We start from the raw sequence: 15,713 nt of genomic DNA, 5'->3' as shown, positions 1-15,713 counted from the left end.
CCCGGGACCCGCTCCCGCGCGGCACCGCGCCAGGCGTCAGGTGCTGCGCGACGCGGCCATCCCGAGGGTGAGCAGCCCGAGCACGACCCAGCCGAACCACAGCCAGCCGTTGCTCCCGAGTGCCACCGTGTAGGCAGTCACCGCGACGAGGCCGCCGATGGTGAGCACCCCCATCGTCTTCATCGATCCGGGCATCGCCCGCCTCCTCCCGGCAACCCGGACGGCGCAGCGCCCGGACCACGGCTGAACACCATGGTCACCCCTCAGGGGCGCCGGGCGCTACTGCCCGCGTGTGTTCAGTGAGGCGAGGTACGCGTTGTACGCGGCCAGCTCCTGGTCGCCGTCGCGGTCGGCGGCCCTGTCCTTGCGGCGCGCCTGCCGGTCCTCGGACTTCTTCCACTGGAACAGCAGCGCGAGCAGCACGAGCACCGAGGGCACCTCGCTGAACGCCCAGGCGATGCCGCCCGCCGCCGTCTGGTCCGCCAGCGCGTCGATCCCGAGCGAGGCCGGCGGGTGCTCGTACGTGCCGATCATCGGCCCGGACGCCATCATCAGGGCGATACCGAAGAACGCGTGGAAGGGCATGCCCGCGAAGAGCTCCAGCATCCGCATCACGTAGCCGGGGCGGTGCGGGCCCGGGTCCACGCCCATGATCGGCCAGAAGAAGACCAGGCCGACGGCGAGGAAGTGCACCATCATGCCGATGTGTCCGACCTTCGAACCCATCAGGGTGTCGAAGATCGGCGTGAAGTAGAGCGCGTACAGGCTCGCGATGAACAGCGGGATCGTGAACGCGGGATGCGTGATGATCCGCATGTACCGGCTGTGCAGGAACATCAGGAGCAGCTCGCGCGGCCCCTTGGTGCCACGCCGCGCCACCGGCATCGCCCGCAGGGCGAGCGTGATCGGGGCGCCCATCAGGAGCAGGATCGGCGACAGCATGCTGATCACCATGTGCTGCACCATGTGCACGGAGAACATGACCATGCCGTAGTCGTTCAGCTTGGTGCACATCACCAGCATCACGGTCAGCACGCCGACGACGAACGACAGCGTGCGGCCCACCTGCCAGCTGTCACCGCGCCGCGCGAGCCGCACGACACCCCAGCCGTACAGGCCGAGCGCCACCAGGCAGCCGGTCAGGAAGAAGGGGTCCGGCGACCATTCGAGGCCTCGCCCCAGCGTGAACGGCGGCAGATCCATGTTCATGCCGTGCCCGCTGTGATCCATCCGCCGGCTCCTGATTGGTACTGGTTGTGGGCTGTCTGTCCGCACCAGAGTAGAACTGCCCCCGGTCGCGGCTGCGACCGGGGGCAGACTCTTCAAGCACGGACTACAGAACGCACTCCGCCTCGGCGTACCGCTCCTGCGGAACCGTCTTCAGCGTCTCCACGGCCTCGGCGAGCGACACCATCACGATGTCCGTGCCGCGCAGCGCCGTCATCATGCCGAACTCGCCGCGGTGCACGGCCTCGACGGCGTGCCAGCCGAAGCGCGTGGCGAGCACCCGGTCGTACGCGGTGGGGGTGCCGCCGCGCTGGACGTGACCGAGGATCACCGGGCGGGCCTCCTTGCCGAGGCGCTGCTCCAGCTCACCGGAGAGCCGCGTGGCGATGCCCGCGAAGCGCTCGTGGCCGTACATGTCCTTGACGCCCTCGTCGAACTCCATGGAGCCGGCGGCGGGCTTGGCGCCCTCGGCGGCCACGACGATGGCGAACTTCTTGCCCGCGGAGAACCGCTCGCCGACCTTCGCGGCCAGCTCCTCGATGTCGAAGGGGCGCTCCGGCACGACGATGGCGTGGGCGCCCGCGGCCATGCCCGAGTGCAGCGCGATCCAGCCGGTGTGACGGCCCATGACCTCGACGATCAGGACGCGCTGGTGGGACTCGGCGGTCGTCTTGAGGCGGTCGAGCGCCTCGGTCGCGACGCCGACGGCCGTGTCGAAGCCGAAGGTGACGTCCGTGACGGCGATGTCGTTGTCGATCGTCTTCGGTACGCCGACGATCGGGAGGCCGCTGTCGGACAGGAGACGGGCCGCCTTCAGCGTGCCCTCTCCGCCGATCGGGATGATCGCGTCAAGACCCAGATCCGCGACATGGCCCCTGGCCCGCTCCACGCCGTCGCGCAGATGCGCGGGCTGGACCCGCGACGAGCCGAGGATCGTGCCGCCGCGGGCGAGGATGCCGCCCACCGCGTCCAGGTCGAGCTTGCGGTAGTCGCACTCCAGCAGGCCCTTCCAGCCGTCGTGGAAGCCGATGACCTCGTCGCCGTGGTCGACGACGGCGCGGTGCACGACCGAACGAATCACGGCGTTCAGGCCGGGGCAGTCTCCGCCGGAGGTGAGGACACCAATACGCATAGCCCGAAAACCTTTGCAACGTGGGCCGATGACCGGACCACGTCGTCCGGGCTGGATCCCCGCCACCCTACCGGCGGGAGGGGGCGGGGCCGCACCAGGCGTCCGCCTGCTGGACTGGCCCGCTCACTTGTGCGGGAGGGTGATCAGGCGGGCTGCTGAGCCGCCGCGATCCGCTCGTTGCGCAGCGCCTCGTACCAGCGGTCGTCGACCGGCGGCAGCGCGTTCACATCGAGGGCCAGCTTCAGGAGCAGGTCCGCGATCAGCGGGTTGCGGGCGAGGACGGGACCGTGCATGTACGTGCCGAACACGGTGTCGTTGAACGCGCCCTCCGTGCCGTCACCCGTGCCGTTGCCCTTGCCGATCTGCACGCGGGCGAAGGGCCGCGCCGACGGGCCGAGGTGCGTGATGCCCTGGTGGTTCTCGAAGCCCGTCAGCGGGGGGAGCCCCAACTGCGGGTCGATGTCGCCCAGTACGTCGCCGACGCACCGCTCGCCCTCACCACGCGTGGACACCACGTCGAGCAGGCCGAGGCCCTGCTCGCGCTCGCCCAGGTCGTTGATGAACTCGTGGCCGAGGATCTGGTAACCGGCGCAGACCGAGAAGACGATCGCGCCGTTGGCCACGGCCCGCTGGAGACCGCCGTCACGCCGAAGCCGCTCCGCGGCGAGACGCTGCGGCCGGTCCTCACCGCCGCCGATCAGATAGATGTCGCCGGAGGTGGGCACCGGCTGGTCGCTGCGCACGTCGAGGCGGTGCACGTCGAGGCGGCGCTGGCGGGCGCGGCGCTCCACGACGAGGGCGTTGCCCTGGTCGCCGTACGTGCTCAGGAGGTCGGGGTAGACCCAGACAAGACGAAGGCCGTTGTCGCTCATGCTCATGAATCCTCTGCGGGGTCTCAGTTGCCGACGCGGCGGCGGACGTCCTGGAACGCGGTGTAGTTGGCGATCAGCTCGATCCGTCCGGGCGGGGCGGACTGCACCGCCTCGTCGACGCTCTCGCAGACCCGGAAGTCCAGGCCGGCGACCTCGAGCCGTACGGCGAGGTCGAGCCTGCGGTCGCCGATCACGAAGATCGGGTGACCGGCCAGACGCGTGTAGTCGACGTCCCACAGCCAGGAGGTGTCGGTGCCGTCGGCGCCGCGTGCGTTGACCGAAAGGATCACCGGGGTGGGCGGCGGGTCGATCAGGGAAAACGTTTCGAGCCAGCCCGCCGGGTTCTTCGCGAGCAGCAGACGCAGGTCACGGCCGAGGAACTGCACGACGTCGTAGCGCCCCGCGACCGCCTGCACCTGGTACATGCGCTCGAGGGCCACCTGCGGCGGCACGCCGAAGCACGCGGCGACGGCGGCCGACGAGGTCGCGTTCGCCTTGTTGGCGCGGCCGGGGAGCTGGAGGTGGATCGGCCAGGCGGAGCCGTGCGGGTCGAGGACGTAGTCGCCCTGGAGCGCCCAGCTGGGCGTCGGACGGCGGAAGCCGCACTCGCCGCAGTACCAGTCGTCGCCGGGGCGCTGCATCACGCCGCCGCACGACGGGCAGGACCACGCGTCGTCCTTCCACTCCTGGCCGGCGGCGACCCACACCACGTTCGGCGAGGAGGACGCGGCCCAGACGACCAGCGGGTCGTCCGCGTTCGCGATCACGATCGCCTTCGAACCGGCCAGGCCCTCGCGCCACTTCTCGGCGAGCATGCGGGTCTCGGCGGCACGGTCGAGCTGGTCGCGCGAGAGGTTGAGCAGCGCGATCGCCTTGGGAGCGGTGTCGCGGGCGACGCCCGAGAGGTACTTCTCGTCGACCTCGATCACGCCGAACTTCGCGTCCGAGCCGCCGGCCAGCGCCGACGTGATGCCCGCGGGCATGTTCGCGCCGAGCGCGTTCGACACGACGGGGCCGGCGGCGCGCAGGGCCTCCGCGATCAGCCGCGTGGTGGTGGTCTTGCCGTTCGTCGCCGAGACGAGCACCACGTCCAGATGCTGCGCAAGCCGCCCGAGCAGCTCGGGGTCGAGCCTGAGCGCGACCTTGCCGCCGATCACCGATCCGCTGCCGCGGCCCGCCGCGCGGGACACCGCCGCAGCCGCCTTGCCCGCCGTGACGGCCAGCTTGGCCCGCGGAGTCAGCGGCTCCGAGTTGCCTGACATCGTTCTGGATCCTCCTTGCGTACGGCGCCGCGCCTGCCCCCGGCATCGCTTGGTGGAGTCAGCCTATCGAGATCCACCTTTGAGCCCGAACCGCGGCACCACCCCGGATCCGGGGCTCGCCCTGACCGTACCCTTACGGCCATGCGACACGGCTCGATCCCGGGCGCCTCCGGGCGCGTACGACCCCTGACCCTGCTCGGTGATCCCGTGCTGCACACGCCCTGCGAGGAGGTGACAGATTTCGGCTCCTCGCTCGGCCGTCTTGTGGAGGACCTGTTCGCGACGATGTACGCCGCCCAGGGCGTGGGCCTCGCGGCGAACCAGATCGGTGAGTCCGCGCGGGTGTTCGTGTACGACTGCCCCGACGACGAGGACGTCCGCCACCTCGGGCACATCGTGAACCCGCGTCTCGTCGAGGCGGACGGCGTGGTCGTGCGCGGCCCGGAGGGCTGCCTCTCGCTGCCGGGCCTGGAGGCGGGCACGCCCCGCTTCGACCATGTCCTCGTCGAGGGCGTCGACCTGCGGGGAGAGCCCTTGGTCGTGCACGGCACGGGCTGGTTCGCCCGCTGTCTCCAGCACGAGTGCGACCACCTGGAGGGGCGGGTCTACACGGACCACGTCACGGGGTGGCGCCGCCGCAGGGTCCTGCGCCAGGCGGCGCGGGCCTCCTGGGCGACCGGCACGGCGGCGTCCTAGAGCCTCCCGGCTAGAACCCCGGCCCGCCCACCTTGTCGCCCGCCGCCGCGAGCCTGCCCCACAGCAGGTCGGCCAGGCTGCTGACCAACTCGCTCCGCGAGCAGGGCCTTTCGCCGAGCCACCAGTCGCCCGCGGCGTGCATCATGCCGACGATTCCGTGACCCCAGACCCGCGCGAGCTGCTGGCTGCCGGGGCCGAGGTCGACGCGCTCCTCGATGACCTCGGCGAGCTCCTCGCCCATGCGGCGCAGCAGGGGAGCGGAGTGCTTGCCCACGTAGAAGCCCTGCTCGCCCGGCGCCGCGCTCTCGGACACGCTCTCCGAGGGGTGCATGAGGAAGCGGTACACCTGAGGGCTCGCCTCGATCGCCGCGAGATAGGTGTCGAGCGTCGACTCGACCCGCTCCCGGCGCTCGGCCGGGGCGTCGAGCGCGGCCCGCAGCGAGGCGAGAAGCGCGTCGGTGTGGCGCTTGGCGAGCGCGGCGTAGAGGCCGCCCTTGTCGCCGAAGTGCCGGTAGAGGATCGGCTTGGTGATGCCCGCCTCGGCCGCGATGGCGTTCATGGACGCACCGGGCCCGTCGCGGAGCACCACGCGGTCCGCGGCCTCCAGCAGCTCACGCCGCCGGCGCTCGGCAGACGTCTGCTGTTCCGTCCGCTGTGTGGTCTCCATGAGGTTTCTCCCCGCCCGTGCGATGGCCTGACGCACGCGAAACGTAACACTCGAAGCCCTGGGGGCATCGAACGGGCTGCCGGGAGTTGACAGGGGCTACTGGCGAGTAACAGACTGCCGTTACCGCAAGTAACGTGTGAAGTGTACGCAGTGCTGGAGGGGTCATGGCCGAGTTCACGATGGATCTGAACGACGAGCAGAAGGAAGTCAGGGACTGGCTCCACGGGTTCGCCGCCGATGTGATCCGTCCCGCGGCCGCCGAGTGGGACGAGCGCGAAGAGACGCCGTGGCCGGTCATCCAGGAAGCCGCCAAGATCGGAATCTACTCCCTGGACTTCTACGCGCAGCAGTTCTTCGACCCGACGGGTCTCGGCATCCCGATGGCCATGGAGGAGCTGTTCTGGGGTGACGCGGGCATAGCCCTGTCGATCGTCGGGACCGGGCTCGCCGCGGTCGGCGTCCTCGCCAACGGCACCGAGGAGCAGATCGGCACCTGGATCCCCCAGATGTACGGCGACGCCAACGACGTCAAGGTCGCCGCCTTCTGCTCGTCCGAGCCGGACGCCGGATCCGACGTGGCCTCCATGCGCACCCGCGCCGTCTACGACGCGGCCAAGGACGAGTGGGTGCTCAACGGCACCAAGACCTGGGCGACCAACGGCGGCATCGCCAACGTCCACGTCGTCGTCGCCGTCGTCGACCCCGAGCTCGGCTCCAAGGGCCACGCCTCCTTCATCGTCCCGCCGAACACGCCGGGTCTGTCCCAGGGCCAGAAGTTCAAGAAGCACGGCATCCGCGCCTCGCACACCGCCGAGGTCGTCCTCGAGGACGTGCGCGTCCCCGGCTCGTGCCTGCTCGGCGGCAAGGACAAGCTCGACGAGCGCATGGCACGCGCCCGTGAGCGCGCCAGGGCCGGCGGCGGTGAGCGCGTGAAGAACGCCGCCATGGCCACGTTCGAGGCGTCCCGCCCGGCCGTCGGCGCGATGGCGGTGGGCACGGCCCGCGCCGCCTACGAGGAGGCCCTGGAGTACGCCAAGACGCGTACGCAGTTCGGCCGCCCGATCATCGACAACCAGGGCGTCGCCTTCCAGCTCGCCGACATGCGCACGCAGATCGACGCGGCGCGACTTCTGGTGTGGCGTGCCTCCTGGATGGCGACCACGGGCAAGAAGTTCGAGTCGGCCGAGGGTTCCATGTCGAAGCTCTTCGCGAGCGAGACCGCCAAGAAGGTCACCGGCCAGGCCATCCAGATCCTCGGCGGCAACGGCTTCACCCGCGAGTACCCCGTCGAGCGCATGCACCGCGACGCCGCGATCTACACGATCTTCGAGGGCACGAGCGAGATCCAGCGCCTGGTGATCGCCCGCACCCTTTCGGGCCTGCCGATCCGCTAGCCGAATCGGCCGGTGCCCTTCGCGCGGCGGAGGGCACCGGCTTCGGCGGCCGTGCCGCAGTGGTCAGAGCTGTGCGGCGACCTTGCGGGCGATACGGACGACATCGCCCGAAGGCCGTGCGGAGTACGCCGGGTGGTCGCGGACCCAGCCGTCCTCAAGGGCGTACCAGTCGACCGGCCGCGCAGCGGTGCCGTCTGCGAGTGCGGCCGAGAGTGCGTCGAAGTAGGTTCGCCAGCGCAGTGTGTAGAGGCCGCCGATGAGCCCGGCCCACTCGCGGTTCGCGTAGTCGTGCAGACCCCCGTCGTCGGCGCCCGAACGCGGGCCCCACACCGTCACCAGGGACACGGCGTCGTACTCGAGACGGTCCCGCTCCTCGTCGTCGGCGCCCCACGCGCGAGCGTCGGCGATCCAGCGCCCGAGCAGGTGCCGCGGCTGCGTGGCGACGGTCTCCTCCAGCAGCCCGAGCCACGTGAACCACTCACCCGTCAGCTCCTCGAACGCCGCGCTGTCCTTGGCGTCGTACGCGGCCTTGATCCGCGGCAGCAGAATGCGGCTGCGGTGCGAGATCGTCTGCCGGGTGACGTCCATCAGGTCGTAGGCGTACGCGGAGCTGCGGCGCAAGTCCGGTGCCACCGCGAGCAGTTCGGGCAGGGCGCGTGCGAACTCCTCGGGGTCGTAACGCAGCGCGCCCGGCGACCACGACGCCCCGCTGGAGACGTCCAGATCGGGCCGGGCGCCGAACAGGCCGTCGTGGCCCTCGCTCCAGCTGTCCGCGCGTGTGGTGCCGTACGCGGTGCGGCGCAGGACATCCCAGGCGGCCACCGCGTGCGCGTCGTGCCCGCCGTAGCGCTGCACCGGCCACTGCTCGAACCAGCTCTTCAGCTCGACCGGGCCGTCCGTCCACGGCAGATCGCTGAAGAGGGCGAACGCGGCCGGGTTGTTGTCGGCGCCCTCGGGCATGAGCGCGATGCCGTCCAGGGCGCTGTTCTCCTTGGTGCGCCAACTCTCGTACAGCGAAGCCCAGTCGGGGGTGTTGGCGCCCATCGTCGTATGGCCGCCGAAGTTCCAGATCGAGCCGAACGCGTAGGGCGTGCCCGCCCAGTCCTTGTCGCGGTCGGTCACCGAGGGGAAGCGGTCGGAGAGACCGTCGACGATGAACATCTTCGAGCGGTCGACGGCGTCGAGGATGTCGCGGCGCGGGTTGGTCTGCCAGCCGAGGATGTTCCAGATCGCGCCGGGATGGGCGGTGCGCAGCGCCTTCTCGACCGCCTTGGCGGCCTCGCCGACCGGCACGTCACCCGGTTTGCCGCCCTCGTGCAGCAGGTCGAGCTTGTACATGGTGGTGTCGCCGAGCAGTTCGCTCTGCACGCGGTAGAACGCCTCCGCGATCCTGGCGAAGTGCGGGTCGCGCGGGTCGAGCCAGTCGGGGCGCGTGAAGCCGACCCAATCGCCCTGGGGGACTGTGTGCGCGCCCGCGTTCCGGTCGGCGAAGCCGGGCGGGACGGTGCCGAAGTAGCCGGGGAGCACCGGGGTCATGCCGAGTTCGCGGATCCGGCGGACGACTCTGCGGGCGAGCGCCGCACGCCGGTCGAGAAGCCGCCGCGACACCGGGCCGCCGAACCCGGACATGTTCTGCAGCAGCCACCACGGCTGGTGGGCCGGGCCCGCGATCCACGCGCGCATCTCGGCGTCGTCGTAACCGAATTGCTGGAACGTGCGGTGGTAGACGGTGTCGGCGCCGAGGTGGACGAGGACCTCGTTGAAGCCGTGCAGGGCGAGGACGTCCAGCTCGCGCTCCCAGTAGTCCCAGCCGTGATACGGGCCTGTGTAGCCGTCGTTGGTGTCGTTGAAGGCGAACCGGTGGGCGACGTTCGCGCCGCGCGTCAGGGGTGCGGCGAGGCCGGGCAGCCGCGCCGGCAGGGACTCGGTCTGCTCGCCGTTCCACGAGAAGTGCGCGTGGGCGTGGTGCCGGAGGTACTGGTGGAAGCCCGTCAACTGCACGGCGGGCGTGGTGCCTTCGACGAGGATGCGGCCTCTGGACCCCGACACCCTGAACGCGTCGCCCGTGCCACCGGTGGGGCGGGGGACGGTGCGGAAGGTGACCTGGTCGTGGTGGCGCGGCAGCAGCCGGGCCAGGGCGTCGGCGGCCGGGGTGCGGGAGGCCGCCGCGCTCTCGGCGGCGGCACCGGTCGCTGACGCGGCGAGTGCGGCGGCGGAGCCGAGGGCGGTGAGCACGGTACGGCGACCGAGGTTCATGAAGCACTCCAAGCGCGTGAGTGGACTGGACCACTTGCGCCGGGGATCTTACGTAGGGCGGGAAGGGTTCGGTAGGGAGTGGGGGCAAGCGCTTTCGGGGGCCGCCGGACGGGAGGCCGGCCGGGGTGGACACAGGCGCGTGCTCACCCCGGCCGGACGTCACTCGTCCCCGACGGCGGCCGAGAGCGCCGCGGCCGGGTCATGGGCCGCCGGGCCCGCCGGGAGCCACCGGCCGCGGTTCTCGCGGAACGGCCACCAGCGGCCGTCGCGGCCGAGGCGGACCTGCGTGCCCGTGTCGGCGGCCGTCCACCGATTGCGGGTCGCCCGCAACGGTGGGCGCTCCCCGGCGTCCCAGGCCGCTTCGACAGCGGTACGCGCGCGTGCCGCGATCTCCGCGTCCGGCGTCCACTCGTCCTCCAGAACGGACAGGCCGGCGGTGCCTCCGTGTTCCCATGCCAGCACGGCCGCCGCGAGGCCATCGCCGTCCCGCCCCGACCCCTCCGCGAGCCGGGCCCCGATCCACGCCTCGGGGGCGCCCGCGGCCAGTCGGACGGCATCCTGATGGATCATCAATTCCACGCTCGGTGCGCGGAGTTCGTGACCAGGGGTCAGCGCATCCGTCAGCATCCGGTGCGCCTCGGCGGCCGCCCGCGCCCCGAGGAACTCCAGTGCCGTCACATCCGTCCCGGGGGGCGGCTCCGTCTCCGTGTCCAAGGACGGTACGGGCCCCGCTTCGGGTGGCACCGGGGGAGCGGCGGGCAGCGGCGGCAGTATGCTCCCCGCCGCGAAGACCTGCGTGGCGTCGACGCCGTCCGCGCCCGACGGCTCCTCGTCGGCCTCCTCGTCGGCGGACCCCGCAGAGGCGGACGCGACGCTGCGTACCTGGAGTTCGTCGAGCAGCGCCCGCTCGCCACGCCCGCGCATCAGCAGCAGTACGAACGGGTCGTGGTCGATGAGACGGGCCAGCTGATAGCAGAGCGCCGCCGTGTGGGCGCAGTGGTCCCACGCGTCACACCCGCAGTGCGGCTCCAAGTCACCGATGCCGGGCAGTAGTTCCACACCGGCCGCCGCCGCGTCCTCGACCAGGTGCGGCGGCATCTCACGGTCGAGCAGCGCCGCGATGTGCCCCGCCCGCTCGACCGCCATCCCGAGGAAGCGGTCCCACTCCTCCTCGCTCAGCCGTTGCAGCAGCACGTCGGCGCGGTACACGGCGCCGCCCCCGTCCCCGACGACCGCGGTGACCCGACCGGGCCGCACCGAGACCGCCCCCACGGACCCGGCGCGCGCGAGCCCGCGCCCGGCCTTCAGCTGCTGGAGGTCGAGAGCCGTGTCCTCCAGTGCCTTGAGCCAGGTCTGCCCCCACCACGACTGCGCGAAGCTTCGCCCCCGGACGGGCGCCAGCGCCGCGAAGACACGTTCCTCGTCCGATGCGTCGGCCCTCTCGCTGTTGCCCTCGGTGTCGAACAGGTCGTCGTCGTACTCGTGACGGTCCGTCATCGTGCGCCCCCTCGCAGCTCGACCAGATCGGCCAGTTCGGAATCGGTCAGTTCGGTCAGGGCCGCCTCGCCGGAGCCGAGTACCGCGTCGGCCAACTCCCGCTTGCGGACCAGCATGTCGGCGATCCGGTCCTCGATCGTCCCCTCCGCGATAAGGCGGTGGACCTGCACCGGCCTGTTCTGCCCGATCCGGTACGCGCGGTCCGTCCCCTGCGCCTCGACCGCGGGGTTCCACCAGCGGTCGTAGTGCACGACATGTTCGGCGCGGGTGAGGTTGAGGCCCGTACCCGCGGCCTTCAGGGAGAGCAGGAAGACCGGCACCCCGCCCTCCTGGAAGCGTCCCACCATCGCCTCGCGCGCGGCGATGGGCGTGCCGCCGTGGAGGAACTGCGAGGCCACGCCGCGAGCCGCCAGGTGCTGCTCGATCAGGCGCCCCATCTGCACGTACTGCGTGAAGACCAGCACGCTCGCGTCCTCGGAGAGGATGGTGTCGAGCAGTTCGTCGAGCAGTTCCAGCTTGCCGGAGCGGCCGGGGATGCGCGGCTCGTCCTCCTTGAGGAACTGGGCCGGGTGATTGCAGATCTGCTTGAGCCCCGTGAGGAGCTTGACGATCAGTCCGCGCCGGGCGATGCCGTCCGCTCCGGAGATCTCCGCGAGCGTCTCGCGCACCACGGCCTCGTAGAGCCCCGCCTGCTCGGTGGTGAGTGACACGGCGCGGTCGGTCTCGGTCTTCGGCGGGAGCTCGGGCGCGATGCCGGGGTCCGACTTGCGGCGCCTGAGCAGGAAGGGACGCACCAGTTGGGACAGGCGCTGGGCGGCGGCGGGGTCCTTGCCCTCCTCCACCGCACGCGCGTAACGCGTGCGGAACGTGCCGAGCTTTCCGAGCAGCCCCGGGGTCGTCCAGTCGAGGATCGCCCACAGCTCGGACAGGTTGTTCTCCACGGGGGTCCCGGTGAGCGCCACGCGCGCGCGTGCACCGATGGTCCGCAGCTCCTTCGCGGTCGCCGAGTGCGGGTTCTTGACGTGCTGTGCCTCGTCGGTGACGACCATGCCCCAGTCGACGCCCGCTAGTTGCGCGGCGTCGAGCCGCATCGTGCCGTACGTGGTGAGCACGAACTCACCGGCGGCGAGGTCCTCCAGGCTGCGGCGCCCGCCGTGGAAGCGGCGTACGGGGGTGCCGGGCGCGAACTTCTCGATCTCGCGCTGCCAGTTGCCCATGAGGGACGTGGGGCAGACAACGAGGGTCGGGGCGGCGGTCTCCGGGGCGGTCTGCCGGTGCAGGTGGAGGGCGATCAGCGTGATCGTCTTGCCCAGGCCCATGTCGTCGGCGAGGCAGGCGCCGAGGCCGAGGGATGTCATGCGGGCCAGCCAGTTCAGGCCGCGCAGCTGGTAGTCGCGCAGGTCTGCGGCCAGCGCGGCGGGCTGTCCGACGGGCTCCATGCCCTCCGGGTCGGCGAGCCGCTCCCGCAGCTCCGTGAGCCAGCCCGTCGGGTGGACGTCGACGCGGCGGCCGTCGACCTCCGTGGAGCCCGTCAGGACCGCGCCGAGCGCGTCGATCGGCGTGACTTTGCGATCCTGGTGCTCGCGGGCGCGCCGGGCCTCCTCGGGGTCGATGAGGACCCACTGGTCGCGCAGCCTGACCACGGGCCGGTTGGCCTCGGCGAGCCGGTCGAGCTCCTCCCGGCTCAGCTCCTGGTCTCCCAGCGCGAAGCGCCAGTTGAACGCGAGGAGCGCGTCCGCCGCGAGGAACGACGGGGTGTCCGTCCGGAGCCGGTCCGGGGCTTCCCCTCCGGGTGCACTGTCGTCCGGAGGGCCGATGACCGCGCGTGCGCTCAGCCGGCGTGCCAACTGCCGGGGCCAGTGCACGTCGACGCCCGCCGCCGCGAGGGCCCGTGCACCGGCGCCGAGCAGGTCGGTGATCTCCTCGTCCGCGAGATCGAGCGCGTCCGGGACGGCCGCCGAGAGCAGCGGCGTGAGGGGCGCCCAGGCGCGGGCTGCGCGCCGCAGCGCGAGCAGGGTGTCCATGCGGGCCCGCGGCCCGAACGCCTTGGCCGAAGCACCCGACGCCGCCCAGACCTCGGCGGCGTCGGCGACCAGCGCGGGGTCGCTGACGCTGTGCATCTGGAGCACGGCGCGGAAGGCGACGTGTTCCTCGTTCTCGGCTCCCGTTACGCCCCGGTCGAGGCCCTGCACCTCGACGCGCAACGAGATCCGCACGCCCGCGTCGTGTCCCGCGGCGACATCGGCGGCCCACGCGCGGTGTTCGGGCACCCGCTGCGGCTCGGCCGCGGCGAAGGGCCGTGTGCCCGCCGCGAGGCTCGCAGCGGGGGAGCGGGGCAGGGTGTCGGCGACGGCGTCGAGGAAGGCGCGCAGCAGCGCCTCGGGCGCGGGGAGGCGGAGCGGACCCGGACCGTCCAGGGGTGTCGCGTGGGCCTCGGGCGGCATCGCGGAGGCCAGTTCCCCGACCCGCTCCAGGTCCTCGGCCCGTAGCGGGCCCACGCGCCAGGCATCGTGATCGGTCGGCGTGAGCCCGGGCAGCAGCAGGCCGCGCGCCGCGAACTGGAGGGCGAGCACGGAGGCGGCGCCCCAGAAGACGGCGGTCGGGTGCGCCTGCGCGGTGGCACGCGCGCGCGTGAGGACCGGCAGCGCGGCGCGTACGGGCAGCAGGACGGCGGGTACGGACTCGCGCTCGGCACCGGTGTCTCCCGGTACGGCGAGGCTCAGCTCCTCGGGCGTGCCGGCCTCGGTGTGCGGAGGCCGCCCGCCGTCGGGGCGCCAGAAGGCGACTCTTCCTGCGCGTGCCGGGTCACCGGGCACGAAGACAGCGCAGCAGCGGACCAGTTCGGAGATCTCGGGGAGTGTTGCCACGGGATGCCTGTGGGCAGCGATGACGTATTCCTCAAATTTGACTACCGGCGGAATCGCCGAGGGTACCCCAAGACCCCGACCGGTGTACCGCGCCGCAAGGTGACGCCGGTCACTCCCGCTCGAAGGGGTGTGGCTAGCCCCCCTTCGGGGACGGTGCTACCCCCGCGCGCAGCCGGGTGGTGGCCTCATGGTGCCCAAGGCCGCCGATTCCTAGGTTTGTTGAGGTCAGGCCGTCTCGTGAGCAGGGCGTCCGGACAGAACGCCTTTCCCCTCCCCCTCACCACTCCCACCGCCATGCCCAGAGACCGGAGACCTCGCCATGACCCTGGCCGTCGAACCCGTAGTGGACCATTCCGCAGGAGCGGCCGGGACGCAGCCGCAAGGAAGCGAGTTCACGCCGTTGCTGCGTACCGTCAAGAGTCAGGATCTCCTGGAGCGGCGCACCGGCTGGTACGTGCGCAACATCGCGCTGAACGCCCTGTCCCTCGCCGCCGTCGGCACGGGCATGGCCCTCATCGGCGGTTCCTGGTGGGTCCTCGCACTCGCGCCGGTCCTCGCGGTCCTCTGCGCGCGCACCGCCTTCGTGGGGCACGACGCCGGCCACGCGCAGATCACCGGAAACCGCACCATGAGCCGGGTCATCGGGCTCATCCACGGCAATCTCCTGCTGGGCATGAGTTACAGCTGGTGGAACGACAAGCACAACCGGCACCACGCCAATCCCAACCACATCGACAAGGACCCCGACGTGGCCGCCGATGTCCTCGTCTTCACGAGCAAGCAGGCCGCGACCCGCTTCGGATTCCGCCGCTGGCTCACCCGCAACCAGGCCTGGCTGTTCTTCCCGCTGACCCTCCTGGAGGGCCTCGCCCTGAAGCTGCACGGCTTCCAGGACCTGCGCCGCCAGCCCCCGCGCGAGCGCGCCGTGGAGGGGCTGCTCCTCGTCGCCCACGTCGTCGGCTACGTGACCCTGCTCCTGACCACCATGCCGCTCGGCCACGCCCTCGCCTTCGCGGCGATCCACCAGGCACTGTTCGGCCTGCACCTCGGTATGGCCTTCGCGCCGAACCACAAGGGCATGGAGATGCCCGACCCGGACGGCGAACGCTGGGGCCACCTGCGCCGGCAGGTCCTCACCTCCCGCAACATCAAGGGCGGCGCGCTGACCGACTGGTTCCTCGGCGGCCTCAACTACCAGATCGAGCACCACCTGTTCCCGAGCATGCCCCGCCCCCACCTGCGCCTGGCCCAGCCCCTCGTCAAGGCCCACTGCCGCGACCTGGGCATCCCCTTCACCGAGACCGGGCTCGTCGACTCCTACCGGCAGGCCCTGCGCCACATGTACGAGGTCGGGGAGCCGCTGCGCATGGAGTGAGGCCCTGTCCGGGTGGGTCCGGTCGCCTCCTGTACAGCCCTGAGCCCCGGGTTCCTCGCCCGGGGCTCAGGGCGTGCGTCGCGCCTGGGGCTGCGCGGGGCTCAGGGGCGCGTGTTCTCCGGAGCTGCGCGGGGCTCAGGGGTGCGTCAGGGTGGAGGCTCAGGGGTGTCTCAGGGTCGTGAACAGGAACCGCCCGGGCCGCGAGTCCGTTTCAGAGAGTAGAGGCGGGGGCCCGCCTCTCATGGCGAGGGCGCTTTGCAGCCCCCCGAAGGAGGCGACGGACATGTCGAGGAACGCGAAGATCGCCGCAGGAGGTGTGGCGGCCGGACTCATCCTGTTGATCTGGCTGCCCTGGTGGGCGTCACTCCTGATCGTGCTCGGGGTGCCCGCGGCGGCCTACCTGGCGCTGGACCCCTCCCAGCGGCGCAGGCTCCGCCGCGCCTCACGCAGGGAGATCGGCCGCTGACG

At 71.6% G+C, this 15,713-nt stretch carries 13 protein-coding genes; 4 read left to right on the top strand and 9 right to left on the bottom strand.

Annotated features, from left to right (window positions below; translation table 11 throughout):
- Nucleotides 1–36: 36 nt before the first annotated feature.
- From ACWFR4_RS29970 to ACWFR4_RS29950, 5 genes are all read right to left on the bottom strand, one after another.
- Nucleotides 37–195: a hypothetical protein gene (locus ACWFR4_RS29970; RefSeq protein ID WP_453458432.1), complete on the bottom strand. Its 159-nt coding sequence runs from the start codon at nt 193–195 to the stop codon at nt 37–39.
- 84 nt (nt 196–279) lie between these two features.
- A complete protein-coding gene (locus ACWFR4_RS29965) occupies nt 280–1,230 on the bottom strand; it encodes a cytochrome c oxidase assembly protein (protein WP_453655409.1) in 951 nt (316 codons plus the stop codon).
- A gap of 103 nt (nt 1,231–1,333) precedes the next feature.
- The gene (locus ACWFR4_RS29960; protein WP_453458427.1) at nt 1,334–2,359 is read right to left on the bottom strand and encodes a 6-phosphofructokinase; all 1,026 of its coding nucleotides are present in this window, start codon (nt 2,357–2,359) and stop codon (nt 1,334–1,336) included.
- Nucleotides 2,360–2,502: 143 nt separating this feature from the next.
- Complete coding sequence (locus ACWFR4_RS29955; protein WP_453458424.1) at nt 2,503–3,231, bottom strand: type 1 glutamine amidotransferase; 729 nt, start codon at nt 3,229–3,231, stop codon at nt 2,503–2,505.
- Between the two features lie 23 nt (nt 3,232–3,254).
- Nucleotides 3,255–4,493, bottom strand: a complete 1,239-nt coding sequence (locus tag ACWFR4_RS29950) for a MurT ligase domain-containing protein (protein ID WP_453458421.1) — start codon at nt 4,491–4,493, stop codon at nt 3,255–3,257.
- Nucleotides 4,494–4,634: 141 nt separating this feature from the next.
- Here ACWFR4_RS29950 and def point away from each other — a divergent pair, with 141 nt between their 5' ends.
- Entirely contained in the window at nt 4,635–5,189 is a 555-nt protein-coding gene (def, locus tag ACWFR4_RS29945) for a peptide deformylase (RefSeq protein ID WP_383991315.1), read from the top strand.
- A 10-nt stretch (nt 5,190–5,199) separates the two neighbouring features.
- On the opposite strand, the gene ACWFR4_RS29940 is transcribed toward def, so the two are convergent.
- Nucleotides 5,200–5,856, bottom strand: coding sequence for a TetR family transcriptional regulator (locus tag ACWFR4_RS29940; protein WP_116500183.1), 657 nt, complete (start codon nt 5,854–5,856; stop codon nt 5,200–5,202).
- A gap of 164 nt (nt 5,857–6,020) precedes the next feature.
- On the opposite strand from ACWFR4_RS29940, the gene ACWFR4_RS29935 reads away from it, so the two are divergent.
- A complete protein-coding gene (locus ACWFR4_RS29935) occupies nt 6,021–7,250 on the top strand; it encodes an acyl-CoA dehydrogenase family protein (protein ID WP_453458418.1) in 1,230 nt (409 codons plus the stop codon).
- Between the two features lie 63 nt (nt 7,251–7,313).
- Here ACWFR4_RS29935 and ACWFR4_RS29930 read toward each other — a convergent pair whose 3' ends face one another.
- The 3 genes from ACWFR4_RS29930 to ACWFR4_RS29920 form a co-directional block, all read right to left on the bottom strand.
- Nucleotides 7,314–9,506 (bottom strand): alpha-N-acetylglucosaminidase, encoded by a 2,193-nt coding sequence (locus tag ACWFR4_RS29930; protein WP_453655408.1) that lies wholly within the window; start codon nt 9,504–9,506, stop codon nt 7,314–7,316.
- A gap of 159 nt (nt 9,507–9,665) precedes the next feature.
- Nucleotides 9,666–11,003, bottom strand: a complete 1,338-nt coding sequence (locus ACWFR4_RS29925; RefSeq protein WP_453655407.1) for an SWIM zinc finger family protein — start codon at nt 11,001–11,003, stop codon at nt 9,666–9,668.
- Nucleotides 11,000–13,870: an SNF2-related protein gene (locus ACWFR4_RS29920; protein ID WP_453655406.1), complete on the bottom strand. Its 2,871-nt coding sequence runs from the start codon at nt 13,868–13,870 to the stop codon at nt 11,000–11,002. The genes ACWFR4_RS29925 and ACWFR4_RS29920 overlap by 4 nt, the downstream gene beginning before the upstream one ends.
- Nucleotides 13,871–14,189: 319 nt before the next feature.
- Between ACWFR4_RS29920 and ACWFR4_RS29915 the strand changes: the two genes are divergently transcribed.
- Together ACWFR4_RS29915 and ACWFR4_RS29910 are read left to right on the top strand one after the other, a co-directional pair.
- Nucleotides 14,190–15,245: a fatty acid desaturase family protein gene (locus tag ACWFR4_RS29915; RefSeq protein ID WP_453458408.1), complete on the top strand. Its 1,056-nt coding sequence runs from the start codon at nt 14,190–14,192 to the stop codon at nt 15,243–15,245.
- A 283-nt stretch (nt 15,246–15,528) separates the two neighbouring features.
- Nucleotides 15,529–15,711, top strand: coding sequence for a hypothetical protein (locus tag ACWFR4_RS29910; RefSeq protein WP_116500187.1), 183 nt, complete (start codon nt 15,529–15,531; stop codon nt 15,709–15,711).
- Nucleotides 15,712–15,713: the final 2 nt, after the last annotated feature.

It is taken from the genome of Streptomyces sp. NPDC055140, from assembly GCF_053607285.1.
This window is presented reverse-complemented; position numbering and strand designations above follow the sequence as displayed.

Bases quoted from the DNA above. Each gene is read 5' to 3' on its own strand.
- ACWFR4_RS29970 (WP_453458432.1), bottom strand. From the start codon at position 195: ATGCCCGGATCGATGAAGACGATGGGGGTGCTCACCATCGGCGGCCTC.
- ACWFR4_RS29965 (WP_453655409.1), bottom strand. From the start codon at position 1,230: ATGGATCACAGCGGGCACGGCATGAACATGGATCTGCCGCCGTTCACG.
- ACWFR4_RS29960 (WP_453458427.1), bottom strand. From the start codon at position 2,359: ATGCGTATTGGTGTCCTCACCTCCGGCGGAGACTGCCCCGGCCTGAAC.
- ACWFR4_RS29955 (WP_453458424.1), bottom strand. From the start codon at position 3,231: ATGAGCGACAACGGCCTTCGTCTTGTCTGGGTCTACCCCGACCTCCTG.
- ACWFR4_RS29950 (WP_453458421.1), bottom strand. From the start codon at position 4,493: ATGTCAGGCAACTCGGAGCCGCTGACTCCGCGGGCCAAGCTGGCCGTC.
- def (WP_383991315.1), top strand. From the start codon at position 4,635: ATGCGACACGGCTCGATCCCGGGCGCCTCCGGGCGCGTACGACCCCTG.
- ACWFR4_RS29940 (WP_116500183.1), bottom strand. From the start codon at position 5,856: ATGGAGACCACACAGCGGACGGAACAGCAGACGTCTGCCGAGCGCCGG.
- ACWFR4_RS29935 (WP_453458418.1), top strand. From the start codon at position 6,021: ATGGCCGAGTTCACGATGGATCTGAACGACGAGCAGAAGGAAGTCAGG.
- ACWFR4_RS29930 (WP_453655408.1), bottom strand. From the start codon at position 9,506: ATGAACCTCGGTCGCCGTACCGTGCTCACCGCCCTCGGCTCCGCCGCC.
- ACWFR4_RS29925 (WP_453655407.1), bottom strand. From the start codon at position 11,003: ATGACGGACCGTCACGAGTACGACGACGACCTGTTCGACACCGAGGGC.
- ACWFR4_RS29915 (WP_453458408.1), top strand. From the start codon at position 14,190: ATGACCCTGGCCGTCGAACCCGTAGTGGACCATTCCGCAGGAGCGGCC.
- ACWFR4_RS29910 (WP_116500187.1), top strand. From the start codon at position 15,529: ATGTCGAGGAACGCGAAGATCGCCGCAGGAGGTGTGGCGGCCGGACTC.